At 67.7% G+C, this 15757-nt stretch carries 15 protein-coding genes; 6 read left to right on the top strand and 9 right to left on the bottom strand.

Annotation, left to right across the window (positions count from 1 at the left end):
- The first annotated feature begins 70 nt into the window (after nt 1-70).
- Nucleotides 71-271 (top strand): hypothetical protein, encoded by a 201-nt coding sequence (locus ACTIAO_RS02200; protein ID WP_087129775.1) that lies wholly within the window; start codon nt 71-73, stop codon nt 269-271.
- Nucleotides 268-996, top strand: a complete 729-nt coding sequence (locus ACTIAO_RS02195; protein ID WP_087129776.1) for a class I SAM-dependent methyltransferase — start codon at nt 268-270, stop codon at nt 994-996. The genes ACTIAO_RS02200 and ACTIAO_RS02195 overlap by 4 nt, the downstream gene beginning before the upstream one ends.
- A 152-nt stretch (nt 997-1148) precedes the next feature.
- On the opposite strand, the gene ykgO is transcribed toward ACTIAO_RS02195, so the two are convergent.
- On the bottom strand, nt 1149-1271 hold the full coding sequence (ykgO, locus tag ACTIAO_RS02190) for a type B 50S ribosomal protein L36 (protein ID WP_087129777.1): 123 nt from the start codon (nt 1269-1271) through the stop codon (nt 1149-1151).
- A gap of 76 nt (nt 1272-1347) precedes the next feature.
- On the opposite strand from ykgO, the gene ACTIAO_RS02185 reads away from it, so the two are divergent.
- The 3 genes from ACTIAO_RS02185 to ACTIAO_RS02175 all read left to right on the top strand — a co-directional run bounded on the left by ACTIAO_RS02185 (nt 1348) and on the right by ACTIAO_RS02175 (nt 5859).
- Nucleotides 1348-2385, top strand: a complete 1038-nt coding sequence (locus tag ACTIAO_RS02185; RefSeq protein WP_087129778.1) for a GTP-binding protein — start codon at nt 1348-1350, stop codon at nt 2383-2385.
- Between the two features lie 64 nt (nt 2386-2449).
- Entirely contained in the window at nt 2450-4153 is a 1704-nt protein-coding gene (locus ACTIAO_RS02180; protein WP_441904686.1) for an ATP-binding cassette domain-containing protein, read from the top strand.
- Nucleotides 4150-5859, top strand: a complete 1710-nt coding sequence (locus ACTIAO_RS02175; protein ID WP_441904685.1) for an amino acid ABC transporter ATP-binding/permease protein — start codon at nt 4150-4152, stop codon at nt 5857-5859. The genes ACTIAO_RS02180 and ACTIAO_RS02175 overlap by 4 nt, the downstream gene beginning before the upstream one ends.
- A gap of 71 nt (nt 5860-5930) precedes the next feature.
- Here ACTIAO_RS02175 and ACTIAO_RS02170 read toward each other — a convergent pair whose 3' ends face one another.
- Together ACTIAO_RS02170 and ACTIAO_RS02165 are read right to left on the bottom strand one after the other, a co-directional pair.
- Nucleotides 5931-6227, bottom strand: coding sequence for a hypothetical protein (locus tag ACTIAO_RS02170; protein ID WP_087129781.1), 297 nt, complete (start codon nt 6225-6227; stop codon nt 5931-5933).
- Nucleotides 6224-6568, bottom strand: a complete 345-nt coding sequence (locus ACTIAO_RS02165; protein ID WP_087129782.1) for an ArsR/SmtB family transcription factor — start codon at nt 6566-6568, stop codon at nt 6224-6226. Before ACTIAO_RS02165 ends, ACTIAO_RS02170 begins: the two co-directional genes overlap by 4 nt.
- A gap of 86 nt (nt 6569-6654) precedes the next feature.
- On the opposite strand from ACTIAO_RS02165, the gene ACTIAO_RS02160 reads away from it, so the two are divergent.
- Nucleotides 6655-7053, top strand: coding sequence for a Fur family transcriptional regulator (locus tag ACTIAO_RS02160; RefSeq protein WP_087054421.1), 399 nt, complete (start codon nt 6655-6657; stop codon nt 7051-7053).
- A gap of 365 nt (nt 7054-7418) precedes the next feature.
- Here ACTIAO_RS02160 and ACTIAO_RS02155 read toward each other — a convergent pair whose 3' ends face one another.
- The 6 genes from ACTIAO_RS02155 to ACTIAO_RS02130 are packed head-to-tail and all read right to left on the bottom strand — an operon-like array spanning nt 7419 to nt 15692.
- Nucleotides 7419-8291: a lytic transglycosylase domain-containing protein gene (locus tag ACTIAO_RS02155; protein WP_256971472.1), complete on the bottom strand. Its 873-nt coding sequence runs from the start codon at nt 8289-8291 to the stop codon at nt 7419-7421.
- 49 nt (nt 8292-8340) lie between these two features.
- Nucleotides 8341-11436: a choice-of-anchor M domain-containing protein gene (locus ACTIAO_RS02150; protein WP_441904684.1), complete on the bottom strand. Its 3096-nt coding sequence runs from the start codon at nt 11434-11436 to the stop codon at nt 8341-8343.
- On the bottom strand, nt 11433-12389 hold the full coding sequence (locus ACTIAO_RS02145) for an anchored repeat-type ABC transporter permease subunit (RefSeq protein WP_441904683.1): 957 nt from the start codon (nt 12387-12389) through the stop codon (nt 11433-11435). Before ACTIAO_RS02145 ends, ACTIAO_RS02150 begins: the two co-directional genes overlap by 4 nt.
- On the bottom strand, nt 12389-13135 hold the full coding sequence (locus tag ACTIAO_RS02140; protein WP_441904682.1) for an anchored repeat-type ABC transporter ATP-binding subunit: 747 nt from the start codon (nt 13133-13135) through the stop codon (nt 12389-12391). Before ACTIAO_RS02140 ends, ACTIAO_RS02145 begins: the two co-directional genes overlap by 1 nt.
- Nucleotides 13132-14109 carry a choice-of-anchor M domain-containing protein gene (locus ACTIAO_RS02135; protein WP_441904681.1) on the bottom strand — a complete coding sequence of 326 codons (978 nt, stop codon included), beginning with the start codon at nt 14107-14109 and terminating at the stop codon, nt 13132-13134. Before ACTIAO_RS02135 ends, ACTIAO_RS02140 begins: the two co-directional genes overlap by 4 nt.
- A complete protein-coding gene (locus ACTIAO_RS02130) occupies nt 14106-15692 on the bottom strand; it encodes an anchored repeat ABC transporter, substrate-binding protein (RefSeq protein ID WP_441904680.1) in 1587 nt (528 codons plus the stop codon). The genes ACTIAO_RS02135 and ACTIAO_RS02130 overlap by 4 nt, the downstream gene beginning before the upstream one ends.
- Nucleotides 15693-15757 lie beyond the last annotated feature (65 nt).

Here is a 15757-nt window from a genome sequence, read left to right as displayed (position 1 = left end):
GAATCATTCTCAATAGGCTACGGTATGAGCAGGGGAAACCCGAACTACAGCCGCCCCGGAAGGAACACGGATGAGAGACCGCACACTCGCGATGAGCGCGTCACTCCTGCTGACGGTCGCTCACCTCCGCCGGCCCTGGGAGAGGACCCGAGGAGACCACACCCTCTCCTCGGGATCCGACCGCGATGAGCTGGCCCGGATCTATCGCAACGAGCAGAATCGCGATCACCGTGAGCGCACGTACGAGCGGAACCGGCGGTTGTACCTGTGAACACGCGTGACCCGTACGCGCCGACAGCCGGCGGCTACGACCTTTTCAACACCTCCGCGCGGCCAGGGCAGCTCGCCGCGCTCGAGGTGCTGCTGCCCCGGGTGCGACCCGACTGGGGGCCGATCCTCGACGTCGGAGCCGGATCCGGGCTCAACTCGGCCGCCATCCTCGACCGGCTGCCAGAGGCGCAGGTGTGCGCGCTGGAGCCCAGCCCGGCGATGCGAGCACTCGCTCTGACGAATATCGCCGCCCACCCGGAATGGTTCGGCCGGGTCACCGTGCGACCGGAGGACTTCTTCTCCGCTCCCCTGCCTGAACGCGTCGGCGGTGCAGTTCTGCTCGGCGTGATCGGTCACTTCGACGCCGGCGAACGAGCGGCCGTCCTCGCCGAACTCGCCGCGCGCCTCCCTGACGCCGGTGCCGCGCTTATCGACCTGCAGCAGCCGCAACGGCCTCGCCGCATCGAGGCGTACGACTTCACCGCCGCACAGGTAGGCGAGTTGACCTATCGGGGTATCGCCGAGGGCTGGCCACTGGACACCGAACGGATGCGCTGGCGTATGACCTATCTGACCCTGGACGGTGAGCGCGTGCTCGTGGAAGACACCACTGAACACGAGTACCGCCATCCTGCACCGGCGATACTCGCCGACGAGGCCACCCGCGCAGGGTTCACATTCGACCAGATCGGCGACACCCCCTTCTGGCTCCTGAACCGCCCGTGAACACGCTGAGGCGCTCAGGTCGATCCGGCCGAACCCGGTCACGACGTCATTGCGGCGTGCGATCGGGGGCGCACATGCGAGCACGTTGTTCCGCGCGGTGAACTGTCCCGCTCTGGCGGGGCGCGAAGCCGAACCCCGCACCCCGCCACCAGTCACCCCTGGCGGCCCTTGAACCGCGGATTGAGCTTATTGATCACGTAGACCCTGCCACGACGACGCACGATCTGCGCCCCGGGCTGATTCTTCAACGACTTGATCGATGCTCGAACCTTCATCCTTCACCTCCTATTGAGAATAGTTATCATTAGACTATATAGGTGTCGGAGTGGTGTCTCAGAGATGGAGGTTCGTGTGGAGCAGGTCGACGTGCTGGCGGTGGTCGGCACCTGTGCCCCTGAACGGCGGCGCTACGCGAAGCGACTCGCCGCGATGACTCGGCGGACTTTCGTGCCCGCCCGCCGGCTCGCGCTTGCCCCGGATCCGATCGATGAGGCGTTGGCGGTTGCACCGTGGTCGGACGCTCCCGCGGGGGCGGTGATCGAGTTCCCCGAATACACCGAAGTGGCCGAGCTGATCGGCACGCTCGCCACCCCGGACGCTCCCACCCGACTGACGGGTGTCGCGTGTCTGGTCGACGCGGCGCATCTGCTGGACGATCTTCGCCAGGACAGCTATACACGCCACCCGGCGCCTCCGGGCGAGCACCCCTCAATGGGCCGGCATGCCGCGCACGCACTGCTCGCCGTGAACCAGATCGAGTATGCCTCGGTGATCGTCCTGGTGAACTGGGCGACGCTGCCCACCGTGGATCTGTCGACGGTGATGGCGCTGGTCAGCCACCTGAGTCCCCGAGCCCGGCTGCGCCTGCATCGGGACGCGATCGATCGGTGGGAGTGCGACACCGTATACACGGTCGGGCAGGAGCGCCCGGGCTGGGTCGGGCTGTTGAACGGCGACTACGACCCCCACATGACCGACCTCCGCGTCAGCGCTTTTCACTACGAGAACGTGCGCCCGCTGCATCCCGGCCGTCTCAAGCATCTGCTGGACGAGAGGATCGAAGCGGGCGAGTTCGGCGCGGTGATCCGCTCTGCCGGGTTCTGCCGGTTCGCCACCCGCCCGCAGATCATCGCTCGGTGGGATCACGTCGGTCAGGTGATCTCCTTCGATTCGCTCGGACGCGACGACGACCTTGGCGATGAGGACGATCTGCTCGCGCTGGGCCAGGATCTGGCGTTCATCGGAATCGATCTCGACACTGACGCGCTCAAGGAGGCGTTGGATGCGGCCGCGCTCACCGACACTGAGCTCGCCGCCGGCGCCCGGGCGTGGGTGCGATTCCCCGACCCGTTCCCCTCCTGGCCGGTCGTAGCGGATCGGACGGAGTGACGGCGATGGTGGCCTCTCGATCATCGGCCCCCGTCCTGGATGGTCGGCAGCGGGTCGGATGAGCATGCGGGCCCCAAGTCGTTCCGGCCATCCCAGTGGGCATGCCACCGACCGCACGTCCGTGCATGCGGATGTGCGATCGGCGACGCCGCGGTGGGTGTTGTGGATCTCGGTCGGCATCGCCTGGGCGGGGGCTGCGGCTATCGCGTTGCTGTTCGTCCGGGTCGGTGCCGTCCTAGACGGGGAGCCGCTGACGACGGGACGGATCCTGCTACTCGTCACCCTCGCGTTGACGGCCGCCGGGTGCGCCGCAGCGGGCCCCGCTTTCTCTGAATGGGCGTGTTCGGAGACAGAGCGGCATCTTCGGCACCTCGTGATCAGTCGTATCTTCACCGACGGTGTCATGACCGCGACCGGCCGCTCGGGAGAGTTGCTGTCGGTCGCGACCGACGCCACCGAGAAGACCGCACACTATCGGGCAGGGTTCCTCGGCCCGATCTTCGGCGCGCTGACCATTCCGTCCCTCGTGCTGGCGATTATGGCTCTCACCGTCGATGCAGCGACAGCAGGATGGCTCGCGCTGCTGGTGCTGCTCGTCCCGCCGCTGATCGGCGGGTTCCAGCGGATCGTCCGACCGATCGGCACCGCGTACCGCCGCTCCCAGGCCCGGCTGACCGTAGCCTTCCTGGAGGCGATCCAGGCCTTGGGCACCCTCGTCTACGCCCGCGCCGCCGAGCGCGCCGGAGCGGAGCTGGCGCGTCGTGGCGAGCAGCATCGCCAACACCTGATGCGGCTACTGGCGGGCAACCAGCTGCTCATCCTCGTCGTCGACGCCGCATTCTCCCTCACGATCGTGGTCGCCGCCGCTGGTATCGCAACCACCCGCATTCTGGAGGAGACGCTGACCCTGGGCGGCGGCGTGGCGATCGTGCTCATGACGACACTCGTGATCGGCCCGGTCGATGTCATCGGCCAGTTCTTCTACATCGGCATCGCCGGACGTGCCGCTCAGCGCAGGATCGGCGATCACCTCACCGCCGCTGCATCGTCCACGCCCGCCCCCGCCGGTACTCGCCTCCGGGACCCCGACGGTCCCGGAACGGTGGTCCTCGAGCAGGTCACCGCGGGGTGGCCCGGAGGCGCCCCGGTCATCGAAGGAGTCTCGCTACGCGTCGAGGCCGGTGAGAAAGTAGCACTGGTGGGCTCGAGCGGGATCGGCAAGTCCACCGTCGCCGCACTTCTGCAAGCCCATCTGCTCCCCCGCGCCGGCCGCGTCCTCGTGGACGCTCTCGACACCCGGATCGCGGATGCGGATGAGGTGCGATCGCGGCTGGCCGTGGTCGAGCAGCGCACCTTCCTGTTCCTCGGCACCATCGCCGACAACCTGCGCCTGGCCGCTCCGCGCGCCGATGACCGGAGACTGTGGGAAGTGCTGGACCTCGCCGGACTGCGCGGAGAGATCGAAACCATGCCCGCCGGGCTCCACACTCAGGTCGGAGAGCATGGCCGGCTGCTATCCGGCGGGCAGGCGCAGCGGCTGCAGATCGCCCGCGCCTGGTTGCGCGACGCCCCGATCCTGTTGCTGGACGAGCCGACCTCCCAGGTCGACCTGGCCGGCGAGGCCGCGATCCTCGCCGCACTTGATCGGCTCGAGGCGGGTCGCACCGTGCTCATGATCGCCCACCGGCCCGGAGCGATCCTCGCCGCCGACCGCGTGATCGACCTCAGCACCTTGATCCATCCCGGCACAGAGGGAGCGAGCGCATGACCCGGCTCCGCCTGACCGCCTGGCTCATCGGCCACACCCGGCAGTTGCTTCCCCCTCTGGTCGTCTCCGTGCTGGCGAGAATCGCGAACCAGCTCCTCGCAGTCGCCCTGCTGACCGTCACGGCAGCCGCACTCGGCCAGGCCGCGACCGGATGGGCGGTGTCCGTGCCGAGCGTGATCGGTTGGCTCGCGGGCCTCGCCATCGCGAAAGCCGGTCTGCGATATCTGGAGCACTATGCTGGGCACTGGGTCGCCTTCACCGCTCTCCAGCGGCTGCGGGAGCTGTTCTTCACCCGTCTCATCCCGCAAGCACCCGCGGCGACCACAGGACGCGCGGGAGCCGAGCTGACTGAGCGGGCCACCCGGGACATCGACCGTATCGAGGTGTTCTTCGCCCACGCCCTCCCGCCCGCCGCCTCCGCGCTGGTCGTACCAGCTGTCACGCTGACCTGGCTCGGGGTGGCGGTGGACGGACTCCTCGCCGCTGTGACGGCACCGTTCGTCGCAATAGCGCTGCTCCTACCCGCCTGGTCAAGCCCGGCGACGTGGCGGGCTGCCCGCCACGTCGCTACGGTGCGCGGGGCTCTCGCCGCGCGGGTCGGGGACGATATCCAGGGCACCCGCGAGGTGCTCGCCTTCGGCGCCCAACACGCCCGGCTGCGAGACCTCGACGACACCGGCCGTGCGCTGACCTCCGCCCGCGAGCACGCCGCTGTCATCCGGGCGCAGCGCACCATGACGATCGTGCTGCTGCAGATGTGCTCGCTCATCGTGCCGCTCGCCATCGGCACAATGGCTGGCCTTCCACCGACCGAGACTGCCGTGGCGCTGGCGGTGGCGGTGGGATTGTGGGGGCCGGTACGCGGCGTCGAAGGCTTCGCCTCCGGCCTCGACACGGCCTTCGCCGCGACCGACCGCATCCGGCAGATCATCGACGCCGAACCGACCATACGCGACAGCGACTATCCCGGCCCCGTACCCCAGCACAGTGGCGTCGAACTCCGAGGCGTCACCGCCCGTCACCCGGGCAGCGATCAGCCGACCCTCCGCGAGCTTTCCGCGCGATTCGCCCCCGGCCGTTGGGCCTTCGTCACCGGAGTATCCGGTAGCGGGAAGTCCACGCTGGCCGCTCTCCTCGCCCGCGGTCTGGACCCCGAGAGCGGGACAGTGCACCTGGGTGGCGCAGACGTGCGCGAGCTGCGGATCGACGAGCTGCGCCGCCGGGTCGCCCTCGTCTCCCAGCACCCGACCCTGCTGTCGGGCACCATCGCCGACAACCTGCGCCTGACCGCCCCTGACGCAAACGAGGCAACCATCGTCGAGGCGATCACGATCGCGGCGCTCGATGACTGGCTCGCGTTACTCCCGAAAGGGCTGGATACTCGCCTGCGTGAACGCGGAGTGACCGTGTCCGGCGGGCAGTTGCAGCGGCTCGCCCTCGCCCGAGCGTTAGTCCACTGGCCCGAAGCGCTCGTGCTCGACGAGGCCCTCAGCCAGCTCGACGCCGCAACAGCGCACACCGTCCGCAAGCGCCTCGCGCGCACCCGCAGGGGCCTGACGGTCATCGAGATCACGCACCGCGCCGACCTCGTTCCCGACGATGCCGCCGTCTTCGTGATCGACCGCGGGCGTGTCATCGAGGCCGGTACAGCCCGGGTCCTTCGCAGTGCGGCGGGCTCGTTCGCCCGCCTCGAGGCGAGGATCTGAGGGAGCCGGACATGGGTGAGCGGATGCGCGAGCTTTATCGCGCATCCCCTCACCCTGGCGCCGGCGCGGTGTCAGTGCTCGTCATAGTGGTCCTCGTGGACCGCGTGCCTGTGGCCGTCGTGGACGTAGTCGACGTGCCCATCATGCGCGACGGTTTCGTGTCCGCAGTCGGCGCCGTGAGCGTGGTCGGCCGGAGTGTGCTCGGCGATGGACTCGTGCTCGTCGTAATGGTCGCCATGCAGGGCGTGGCGGTGAGTGCCGTGCACGTAGTCGACGTGGTCGCCGTGCTGCACCGGCTCATGCCCGCAGCCGGTGCCGTGCTGATGCTCGGACGTCGTGTGCTCCGCGTGGATGTCTGTGATGGTCATGCTGACTCCTGTTCTGGATGGGTGGGTTCCTCGTCCGCGACCTCTTCGGTCGCGGCAGGCTCTCGGACGTGGGCGAGCGCGTCGGCGATCACATGGCTGACATGCAAGTCGGACAGGCGGTACGTGATCTCCTTGCCGTGGCGCGTCGAGGCCGCCAGGCCCGCCTGTCGCAGCGTCCGCAGATGCTGCGACACCAGCGGCTGCGACAGCCCACTCGCCTCCGCGAGGGCGCTCACTGTGCGCGGCTCCTGCCCGATCAGATGCAGCAACCCGAGCCTCGACTCACTACCGAGGACTTTGAATAGCTGCGCCGCATCGGCAAGCCCCGTCTCCACGCCCATGATTTTCATCCCATCACACACATAAACAGATTGCAATGTGACTATACTACTGAGCGGGCTTCTCACCCCGCAGAGAGGAGGCGACCATGAACGCCGCGATCCGTGAACGCCGTCAGACCGTCCAGAAGGAAGCCGTGCGCCAAGCCCTTGAGGAGGCAACCGGCTTCATCTCCGCCACTCAGCTGCACCAGCGCATCAATACCGAAGGCACTCCCATCGGGCTGGCGACCGTGTATCGGCAATTGAATGCGCTGGCCGAGTCCGGGCACGCCGACACAATCCCCGTGCCCAGCGGACAACTGTTCCGAGCCTGCGAGCCTGGTGCGCATCACCACCACCTGGTCTGTGAGGAATGCGGAACGGCTGTGGAGATCGAACCATCCGACGAGGAGTGGATCCGCGACACCGCCGCACGTCACGGATTCACCGTGACCCGCCACATCCTCGAGGTCTTTGGACGTTGCGCGGACTGCGCTGCTGCGTAGCGCGCCGCGGGAAGGAACGGATACCGATATATGCCAGGCCGCGCCCGTGTAGCTAGTAGGCGAAGGCCGAGCCGGGCTGCCGGGGGATGAAGGAGAACCGGGCAGGCGTCAACTCAGGACTCAATCGGCCGTGGAGCAGGGGCCGATGACCCGCGCGACGCCGACCATGATGAGGAGCGAAAGCCACCGCACCACCCGCCCCCAGCCAGGCAGAACCCACGTAATCGACGGTGCAGGATCTGCACATCTGAGCAGTAGCGGTTCGCACTGGTGACGTCGCAACCTTTCCTGGCCGAACATGCCCATCGTGCGGTGACGAACCGCTGGGAAGTCCCTCCCTGCACCTGTGCCTGAACCTCGCCCCGTCAACCCCGCCCTGCATAATAGGCAGCGGCGTCGGCGACGCGGTTGTTGTACTCGATCGTCGGGTTGTATGCGTGGATGGCGGCAATCCAGTTGTCGGCGACCGTGAGGTCCCCGCCCACGTCGCAGAGGTATCGTGCTGCGGCGAGTGCGCTGTCGTCGATGTTCTGCGGGTCGCGGATGCCGTCGCCGTTGCCGTCGGCGCCCCATTGCGCCCAGGTTGTCGGGATGAACTGCATCGGACCGACCGCGCGGTCCCAGACGGCGTCGCCGTCCAGCATGCCCGCGTCGGTGTCGCGAATCGCCTCGGTGGTCTCCCCGGTCAACGGGATGCCGATGATTGCCGGGCGAGCGACGCCGTCGGCACCGAGATGCGAACCGTGAATGGTGCCGTGCTCGGATTCGACGTGGCCGATGCCGGCAAGGGTGTTCCAGCCCAGACCGCACGCCGGATACTCGGACGTCGCGACGAGGGAAGCGCCGGCGTACGCGATCAGGGCACGGACGGGGATACTGGTGTCGTCTGACAGCTCAGCTACCCAATTCTCGTCGACAAGGTCTGTGAGCGGACGCTCGTGCTGCTGCGAAGGTGCCGCATACGGTGTCTGCCTCGGATCCGGCCGCGGCGTGGTTCCCGACAGCTCAGCCGCGACATACGACGTCGGATCCGGATCCGGTCGCGGTGACAGGGATGCCGCGACCAGCGCCGCGGCGACCAGGACCACACCCAGTGCCGCGCTCAGCACCGAGCCGATGACCCATCCCCGACCGGTTCTCGAGGACGCCAGCGTCTGCACAAGGTCATCTTCTTCGGTGTCATCCACGTCCGCGCTCGCCAGGAGCGCGTCGAACTCGCTCAGAGGGTCCGCTTCCACGGGCGGACCTTCTGAGCGAGCAGAGGTCGGGGTCATGCGCACCTCGAGATCATGACGAACCGGTCGTGTCGACGGGCGCTGCCTGTGTCCGAAGCCGACGCACGCACCACAGGGTGGCGCCGATGATTCCTGCGATGATCAGCACACCTCCGCCCACGATGCCTCCCACGACGGCGGGATTCACGTCCTCGCCGAAGATCGCGTCGAGCACGCCGTTGTCTTCGTCCTCGCCCTCCGTCTGTTTAGTCCTCAGCGTCTGCTTCCGCTTCTCCTTCTCCTCAGCCTCTGCGGCAGCGGCCTGCGCTGCCGCGTCGGCCTGGGCTGCGGCGACGGCGTCGGCCGTCGACTGGTGCACGGCCGCGTTTACGACCGCCGCCGTGCCGGCATCCGCAGACCGCAGGCCGCAGAAGGCATCGCCGAGCGGCACGTCGCCGACCTGGAACACGTACGTGTGCGCCGCCGTGCGGATGGATGAGCCCGTCTTGGGGTTGGTTGCCACGGCGTGCACGGTCAGCTTGTATACACCCTTCTGCGAGAACACCCACTGTGCGTGCGTGTGCGCAGGTTCGGCTTCTCGGATGGTGCCGGGGAAGCTGTATCCGCCATGGGTGAGGAGCGGTCTGAAGTCACCGAACGATCCCTGCGTGTACATGTACACGCGCCCGGGACCGTCCACCCCGGTGACATTGATCGACACGTCCGTGTACCCGCTTCCAGCCGTACTGAATGTCTCCCAGCCCGGCCAGATGAGCGCGGGATCCTGGGTCAGCGGGAGCACATAGCCCGATGGTGCCCCAGGCGTCCCGCCGGGGATGTTGCCGCGATAGGCGGATTCCTCCACCTTGAGCAGGACGGTCTCGGCCTCACGGATCACCCGGTGGCCGGTGACGTCCTCGAGAAGCTGCAGGACGGCCTTGCCGTTGGCGGCGGACACGTAGAACGCGTCGATGTGCCCGTGGTCGAGCGTGACGCCCGGGGCGCATTGCTGGCCCGGTGCTTTGGGCGGCGGCTTGCTGCCGCCCCCGCCCGGAGTGCTCCCACCGCTGCCCGGGTTGCTGCCTCCACCCCCGGGGTTGCTCCCCCCACCGCCGGGGTTGCCGCCTCCCCCGGGGTTGCCGCCGCTGTCGGGGGCGACGACGGTGAAGTTGTCCCAGCCGATCAGTTCGTCATCGACGCTCTTGAGGACGAGCCGGTGCGTGCCGGGGGCGATCTGTTCGGGGACGTCGATCGAGAATGCGCCTTTGAGGTCGGCTTGCACCCACCCGAGCCAGACCGGCTTCGGGTCATGGCTCCACGCCGAGACCCATTCTCCGAAGTGCGGCTCGTCCACTGCCACGGCGAGAGAGCCGTCGGGTGCGGGCGCGACCTCCTTCTTGGCGTTGGTGACCTTCACGCTCGTCGCGGGCTTCACCCCGGCCAGTTCCGTATCGTCGACGGGGGTGGTGTCGTCGTGCTCCGGTTTGGGCGTGTCCTCGCCGGCGACGGTGAGGGTGACAGGTGTGGACTGCGAGGCAGTGACGTCGTCCTTCCAGGTGGGGATGAACTCGGCGACGATCCTGTGCTCGCCGGAGGTGAGCGAATCGGTCCGGAGTTCTGCTTTCCCGTCTTTCACGGGGGTGTGCCCGAGAATCGAGTTGCTCTTCTCGTCGCGGAACTGCACGGCGCCGACGACATCTGCGGGGCTGACCTCGCTGGTCAGCAGGATCGCCTCGCCGGCGTCGAGTTCCTTCGTCGAGCTGCGCAGCGTGACCGAGGAGGATTGCGTGTGCGCATCGAGATCCCCGACGACGAAGACGTAGTCGTTCGTCGCCGTCTGCTGACGGCCATCGACCTTCCCGGTCATCGAGAAGGTCAGCGTGTAGGTGCCGGCCTTGGTGAACACCCAGTTCATGTGGGTGTGCTGGGGAACACCGAGGGTCCAGGGCGTCAGCTGGTCCTTGGAGCTGAACACCCGGGATGGCCCGTTCTGGAACACTTCGACGTCGCCGGGTCCGGTGACCGTGTCGAGCGTCACCGTGAGGCGTGCGTTGGGGTCGACGGCGGCGCGCAGGTTGGGATCTTCCGTGCTGAAGCCGGGCCAGATGATGTCGTGGTCCTGCGTCTGCGGCGCCATCCAGATGGTGCTCCCCGGTGCGCCGAGGAATTCGTATCCTGGTGCGCCCGGGAAGGCCTGCTTCGCCTTGTCGTTGACGTGGAAGAGCAGACGCCGGGTCTCGAGGCGGCTGCCGAGATCGATCTGCGTATCTCCGTCGACGTCCATGTCCGCCTTGGACTGCAGCACGAGGGTGCCGTTGTCGACATATGCGGAGACCGCGTCGGTGTGGACGGCGCCGACGATGGTCTTCTCCTGGCTCGGCGGGGCGGGCTGGTCGGACTGGCCGTCGGGCTGGGGGATGTCCTCCGCGTCATCTGTGGCACCGGCGTCTCCCGGCGCGGGGGTGTCCTGCTCCCCCGCGCCGTCGGCGTCGGGGGTGACCTCGGCCTCGGCTCCGGCTTCTGGATCGGTATCCGTCTGCGGTTCCGGCTCGGGGGCCGGTGCTGGCGCGGGTGGGAGCGGGTCGGTGACTCGGAACAACATCGTGGTCGGCGCGCTCTCGCCCACGACCGTCCCCTCGGCATCGACCAGCGTTGCCGTGGCCGTCAGAGAGTAGTCGCCCGGTGCCGTGAAATACCACGATGTAGGAGTGGTGGCGCCCGCATCGAGTGGCGCGTGCTCAGGCGCGTCCGTCGCCGTGCCCAACAACCACGCGCTGCCGTCCTCCGAGGTGACCACGGCCTGCGGCGTCGTCGAGCCCGAGTTGTCGGCGGCTACTCCGCCCGGGAGGACGATCTCGCTCCACCGGAGCTGCACGGTGCCCGCGGTGGCATCCATGGCGGAGGTGTCCAAGTGGGCGGTGAACCGTGCCGTGCCGTCGACGGTGATCATCGTGTCTGAGAGCACCGGTTGCCCGTTGGTATCGGCGATGCCCAGTTCGAGCGATCCGTCGGCGCCAGGGGCGATCTGGGCGAGGGTCGCGCCGGCAGCGGGCAGTTCTGCTGCGGCGCTGGCGCTCAGCGGAGTCAGCGCGGTCAGTGCCAGTGCGAGCAATGCGGCTACGCCGGTCGCCCGGGTGCGGTGTCGTGGGGCCGGATGCAGGATGGTCATCGGAGAACACTCTCTTCAACGTGCGGTGCGGAGGAATCTGCGGCCTCCCGGCGGGGTCCCGGTGTCGGCGACGGTGAGGCGGTCTCGACCGGTTGTGCGCGGCGGCGGAGGTAGTTCATCAGCAGTCCGTGCCGGGGGGCGAAGAACCAGGCGAGAAGGAATACGGCGGTCGCGATGAGGACGATCATGCCGCCGACGGGGAGGTCGAAGCTCCACGAGACGTAGAGGCCGACGAGGGCGGAGGACCCGCCGATGATCGGGGCGAGGAGCATCATCAGCCCGAGCCGGTCGGTGAGCAGCCGTGCCGCTGCGGCCGGGGTGATCAGCAGAGCCAGGACGAGGATGTTGCCGATGGTCTGGATGGAGATGACGATCGCGATCGCGACCATGACGTAGAGCACGAGGTCGAGGACGAAGACGGGGATGCCGGTGGAGCGTGCCATCTCGCGGTCGAGGGTGACCGCGACGAACTCCTTGTGGAACAGGAAGACCGTCAGCAGCAGGAGGATGCCGGTGATCGCGACGGTGTAGATGTCCTCGTCGGGGATGCCGGTGATGGAGCCGAAGAGGAACTGCTGCAGAGAGCCGGCGTATCCGGGTGCCTGGGAGATGACGACGATGCCGAGGGCGAAGGCGGCGACGAAGAAGACCCCGATGATGGAGTCCTCCTTGATCCGCCGGTTCTGGGAGAACACGGCGACGAGGATCGCCGTCAGGACGCCGGCGACGGCGCCGCCGAGGACCAGGTTGCCCTGGATGACGAAGGCGACGGCGAGCCCGGGGAAGACGGCATGGGCGACGGCGTCGCCGATGAATGCCATACCGCGCAGTACCACGTAGCAGCCGATCACTCCGCAGACGATGCTGGACATCACGGCGATGATCAGCGCCTTGGGCAAGAATCGCAGGTCGGGGTTGAGCAGGTCCTGGATGAAGTCGATGGGAGAGAGCATCAGGCCGACACCCCCAGGGTCTTCAGCAGCGGGTTGGTGGCTTTCACGTCGAAGGCGCGCATCCAGATTCCAGGGTCGTTGAGGCTCGACGGTGTCCCGTCGGCGATGATCGTTCGGTTGATCAAGCACAGCCGCGAGCACTCATGCATGGCGCCCACCAGATCGTGGGTCGTCATCAGCACGGCCTTGTCTTCGGCGGCGAGGTCTCGGAACAGCTCGATGAGCAGCTCCTGGGTGGGCATGTCGAGACCGGTGAACGGCTCGTCCAGCAACAGCAGCCGCGGACGCAGCGCGAGGGCGCGGGCGACGAGGACGCGTTGGCGCTGTCCGCCGGAGAGCTCGCCGACCGGCCGCGCTCTGAGGTGGTCCATGTGGACACGTTCGAGGGCCTCGGCCACGGCGTCGAAGTCCGCCACCCCGGGCCGGCGCAGCCAGCCGATCCTCCGGATCCGGCCGGTCATCACGGCGTCCTCGACGGAGATGGGGAAGTCCCAGGCGAACTCGTGGCGCTGCGGTACGTAGCCGATCCTGGAGCGCGCCTGTGCGCCGGTGCTGCCATCGACGTCGACGCGGCCGTTCTCGGTGCGGATCAAGCCGAGGATAGAGCGCAGCAGAGTGGTCTTGCCTGCCCCGTTCGGTCCGATCAGACCGACGAACTCACCGGTCTCGACGCTCAGGTCGATGTCGTGCAGGACGCGCCTGCCGCCCAGGTGGACGGTCAGGTCGGTGACGTCGAGGGCACTCATTCGGTCGGTTCCTTCACATTTCGGGCGGCGAGGGCGCGGGCCTTCGCCCGACGAGATGCGGTGACGACCACGATGATCGCCATCACGAGCACGACAGCGACCACTCCGACCACACCCCAGATGAGAGTGGCGAACGTGCCGTCGCCGTCCTGATCGCGGTCTGCGGCCGGACCGGCGGTGTCATCGGACGAATCCGGGGCGGCGGTCTCTGCGATGACGGACTGGTCGAACTCCATGCCGAATGCCTCCTCGGCATCCGTGGCGTCGCCGACGGCGAAGCGCAGGGTGTCGCGTGCGGAGACGGACTCGCCGGTGTTCAGCTCCGCATCGAACTGGAGCTCGACGAGGTAGATCCCCGGTTCGCTGAAGACCCAGTTGGCGTGGGTGTGCTGGTTCACCTCGATCCACGACTGCTGCGGGAAGGGCTCCAATGACGACCACAGCGGTTGCGGGTCGCCGAAGTTCCCGCTCTGCAGGTAGACCACGACATCGCCTGGTCCTTCCATCCCCAGGACGCTGAGGGTCGTCCCCAGGTTCAGTGACTCGATCACGTTCGGTTCCTGGGTGTTCCACCCCGCCCAGACGACGTCGGGATTCTGGGTCTGCGGCACCACCCACACCTCGGTGCCGGGTTCCTGTCCGAGGAAGCGGTACGCCTCTGCGTCCGGGATGGGGAGGATGGCCGCGTCGGCGACCTTGAGGACCACGTCGTCGAGGTGGCGCCAATAGGAGGGTCGTGCGGTGTCGTCGTGGATCTGGACGATCCACTCCCCCGTGCTCAGCGTGGGGCCGAAATCCACGTGCCCCTGGTCGAGCACGACCTGTCCTGTCCCCTGCGTCTGGTTCGGGTCGATCGTCTGATCGAGATCGTCATCGCCTTCTGCCGAGGCGGACACGGGCGCGAGCACGGCGAGTCCGGCCAGGATGAGTGCGGAGGCCATGGAGAGCGGGCGGCGGATGCGGCGGGTGGTCATTGTTCTCCTTCGGGCGTGCCGAGGCAGTCGCGGATGGATCGTGCGTTGAAGCGCATCATGTCGATATAGGTGGTCACGGTCTCGCTGAAGGCGTCGCCGTAGATGGTGCAGACCTCGACCCCCTGGTCCTTCGCCACTTCGATGAGTGTGGATGAGCGTGCGGCGAGGTTGGGTTCGAGGAACACGGCGGGTACGTGCAGGTTGCGGATGGTCTCGGTCAGACGTTTCCGCTCGGCCAGAGACGGCTCGACCGCCGGGTTAGGGGTGACGAAGCCGGAGATATCGAGGTCGTAGGCCTGCGCGAGGTAGCCGAACGCATCGTGCGTGGTCACGAGCGTGCGCTGCGATCGAGGGACCTCGGCGATCGTGTCGCGCACCTCGGTGTCCAGTGCGCTGAGCTCCCGGAGGTACGCTGCGGCGTTCTTCGTATAGGCGGCGGCGCCGGCCGGATCGACCTCGATGAGGGTGTCGCGGATGATCTCCGTGTAGGACATGGCGTTGCGGACGTTCTGCCACAGGTGCGGGTCGATCTCCCCGTGCACGTGCTTGCCGAGCACCGCCTGCGGGAGCTGGTAGATCGCCTCTCCTGCACGTCCCAGGAATCGGTAGGCGGGATCGCCGGGGATCTCGTGCAGGGCCTTGTTGGGCACCTCCACGACCACGTCATCGAGGGGGAAGAATTCCTGGTGCACGTCTGCGGAGCCGTGCTCGTGATCCAGCAGGGCCTCGAACCCTGCCTCGTCCAGGTCGATCGTGATGTCGGAGTGGCCGCCGTTCAGCACTGTGGGATCGGATGTGCCCGGCACCGTGTACGGGTCGACGCCGACGGCGAAGGCGACCTGCCCTGTCGCGATGTCGAGGGGCTGCTGGTCCGGAGCGACCTGCAGTTTCGCCTGCAGGTCCAATGTGTAGATCCCCGGCTGTGTGAACGCCCAGCTCAGGTGCGTGTGCGCGTCGGGGGGAAGGATCACCGTGTCGTCGCGGTACCCTCCGGCGGCGTCGAAGCCGTCGGAGGAGTCGAAGTAGACGTCGACGTCGCCGAAGCTTCCCGTGAGGTAGGCGATCAGATCTCCCGGCCCTTCCATGCCGGTGGCGGAGAGCAGGATGTCGGAGGAGCGCGTCGCACCCAGATCGGCGCCGTCTCCTTTCACCCGCAGGCCGAGCCAGATCGTGTCCAGGGACACGTCCTCGACGAGCGGGATGATCTCCGCGGCGTACTTGACGGCCTCCTCGGCCAGGGAGATGTTCGGGACCCCGCCTGGCAGGTTCGTGTCCAGCGCCTTGATGAGGTTCTGCTCCTCGAGCATCAGGTAGTTGGAGAAGGCCACGTCGGCGTAGACGATATCGCGCACGTCGCGCAGCGAGGGCTCGTAGCTGTGCGGGTCCCCGCCCTCCGGCACGAGCGAGATCACCTCTGCCCGATCCCCTGCGACGTGCTGTGCGAGGTCGGCGAGGATGCCCGTCGTGGTCACGACGCGGACACGACCGTCGTCCGGTCCCGCCGGGGAGGCGCTGGCGCATCCCGATGCGGCCATCGCCAGGACGATCGAGACGGCGATGCCGACGGTGCGAGGGGGCGACACGTGTTCCTTTCCGGATGCCGAGGCATCGCATGCATACAAGGGAGGGGGCGGTGACGGGGAAGCCC

Source organism: Microbacterium sp. (genome assembly GCF_052099035.1).
Lineage (GTDB): Bacteria > Actinomycetota > Actinomycetes > Actinomycetales > Microbacteriaceae > Microbacterium.
Note: the sequence above shows the minus strand (reverse complement) of the source record. Positions and strands in the feature narration are given on the sequence as shown.

What these genes read in the sequence shown, in the direction of transcription:
- ACTIAO_RS02200 (WP_087129775.1), top strand. Translation starts at nt 71, where the DNA reads ATGAGAGACCGCACACTCGCGATGAGCGCGTCACTCCTGCTGACGGTC.
- ykgO (WP_087129777.1), bottom strand. Translation starts at nt 1,271, where the DNA reads ATGAAGGTTCGAGCATCGATCAAGTCGTTGAAGAATCAGCCCGGGGCG.
- ACTIAO_RS02180 (WP_441904686.1), top strand. Translation starts at nt 2,450, where the DNA reads ATGCGGGCCCCAAGTCGTTCCGGCCATCCCAGTGGGCATGCCACCGAC.
- ACTIAO_RS02175 (WP_441904685.1), top strand. Translation starts at nt 4,150, where the DNA reads ATGACCCGGCTCCGCCTGACCGCCTGGCTCATCGGCCACACCCGGCAG.
- ACTIAO_RS02170 (WP_087129781.1), bottom strand. Translation starts at nt 6,227, where the DNA reads ATGACCATCACAGACATCCACGCGGAGCACACGACGTCCGAGCATCAG.
- ACTIAO_RS02165 (WP_087129782.1), bottom strand. Translation starts at nt 6,568, where the DNA reads ATGGGCGTGGAGACGGGGCTTGCCGATGCGGCGCAGCTATTCAAAGTC.
- ACTIAO_RS02160 (WP_087054421.1), top strand. Translation starts at nt 6,655, where the DNA reads ATGAACGCCGCGATCCGTGAACGCCGTCAGACCGTCCAGAAGGAAGCC.
- ACTIAO_RS02150 (WP_441904684.1), bottom strand. Translation starts at nt 11,436, where the DNA reads ATGACCATCCTGCATCCGGCCCCACGACACCGCACCCGGGCGACCGGC.
- ACTIAO_RS02145 (WP_441904683.1), bottom strand. Translation starts at nt 12,389, where the DNA reads ATGCTCTCTCCCATCGACTTCATCCAGGACCTGCTCAACCCCGACCTG.
- ACTIAO_RS02140 (WP_441904682.1), bottom strand. Translation starts at nt 13,135, where the DNA reads ATGAGTGCCCTCGACGTCACCGACCTGACCGTCCACCTGGGCGGCAGG.
- ACTIAO_RS02135 (WP_441904681.1), bottom strand. Translation starts at nt 14,109, where the DNA reads ATGACCACCCGCCGCATCCGCCGCCCGCTCTCCATGGCCTCCGCACTC.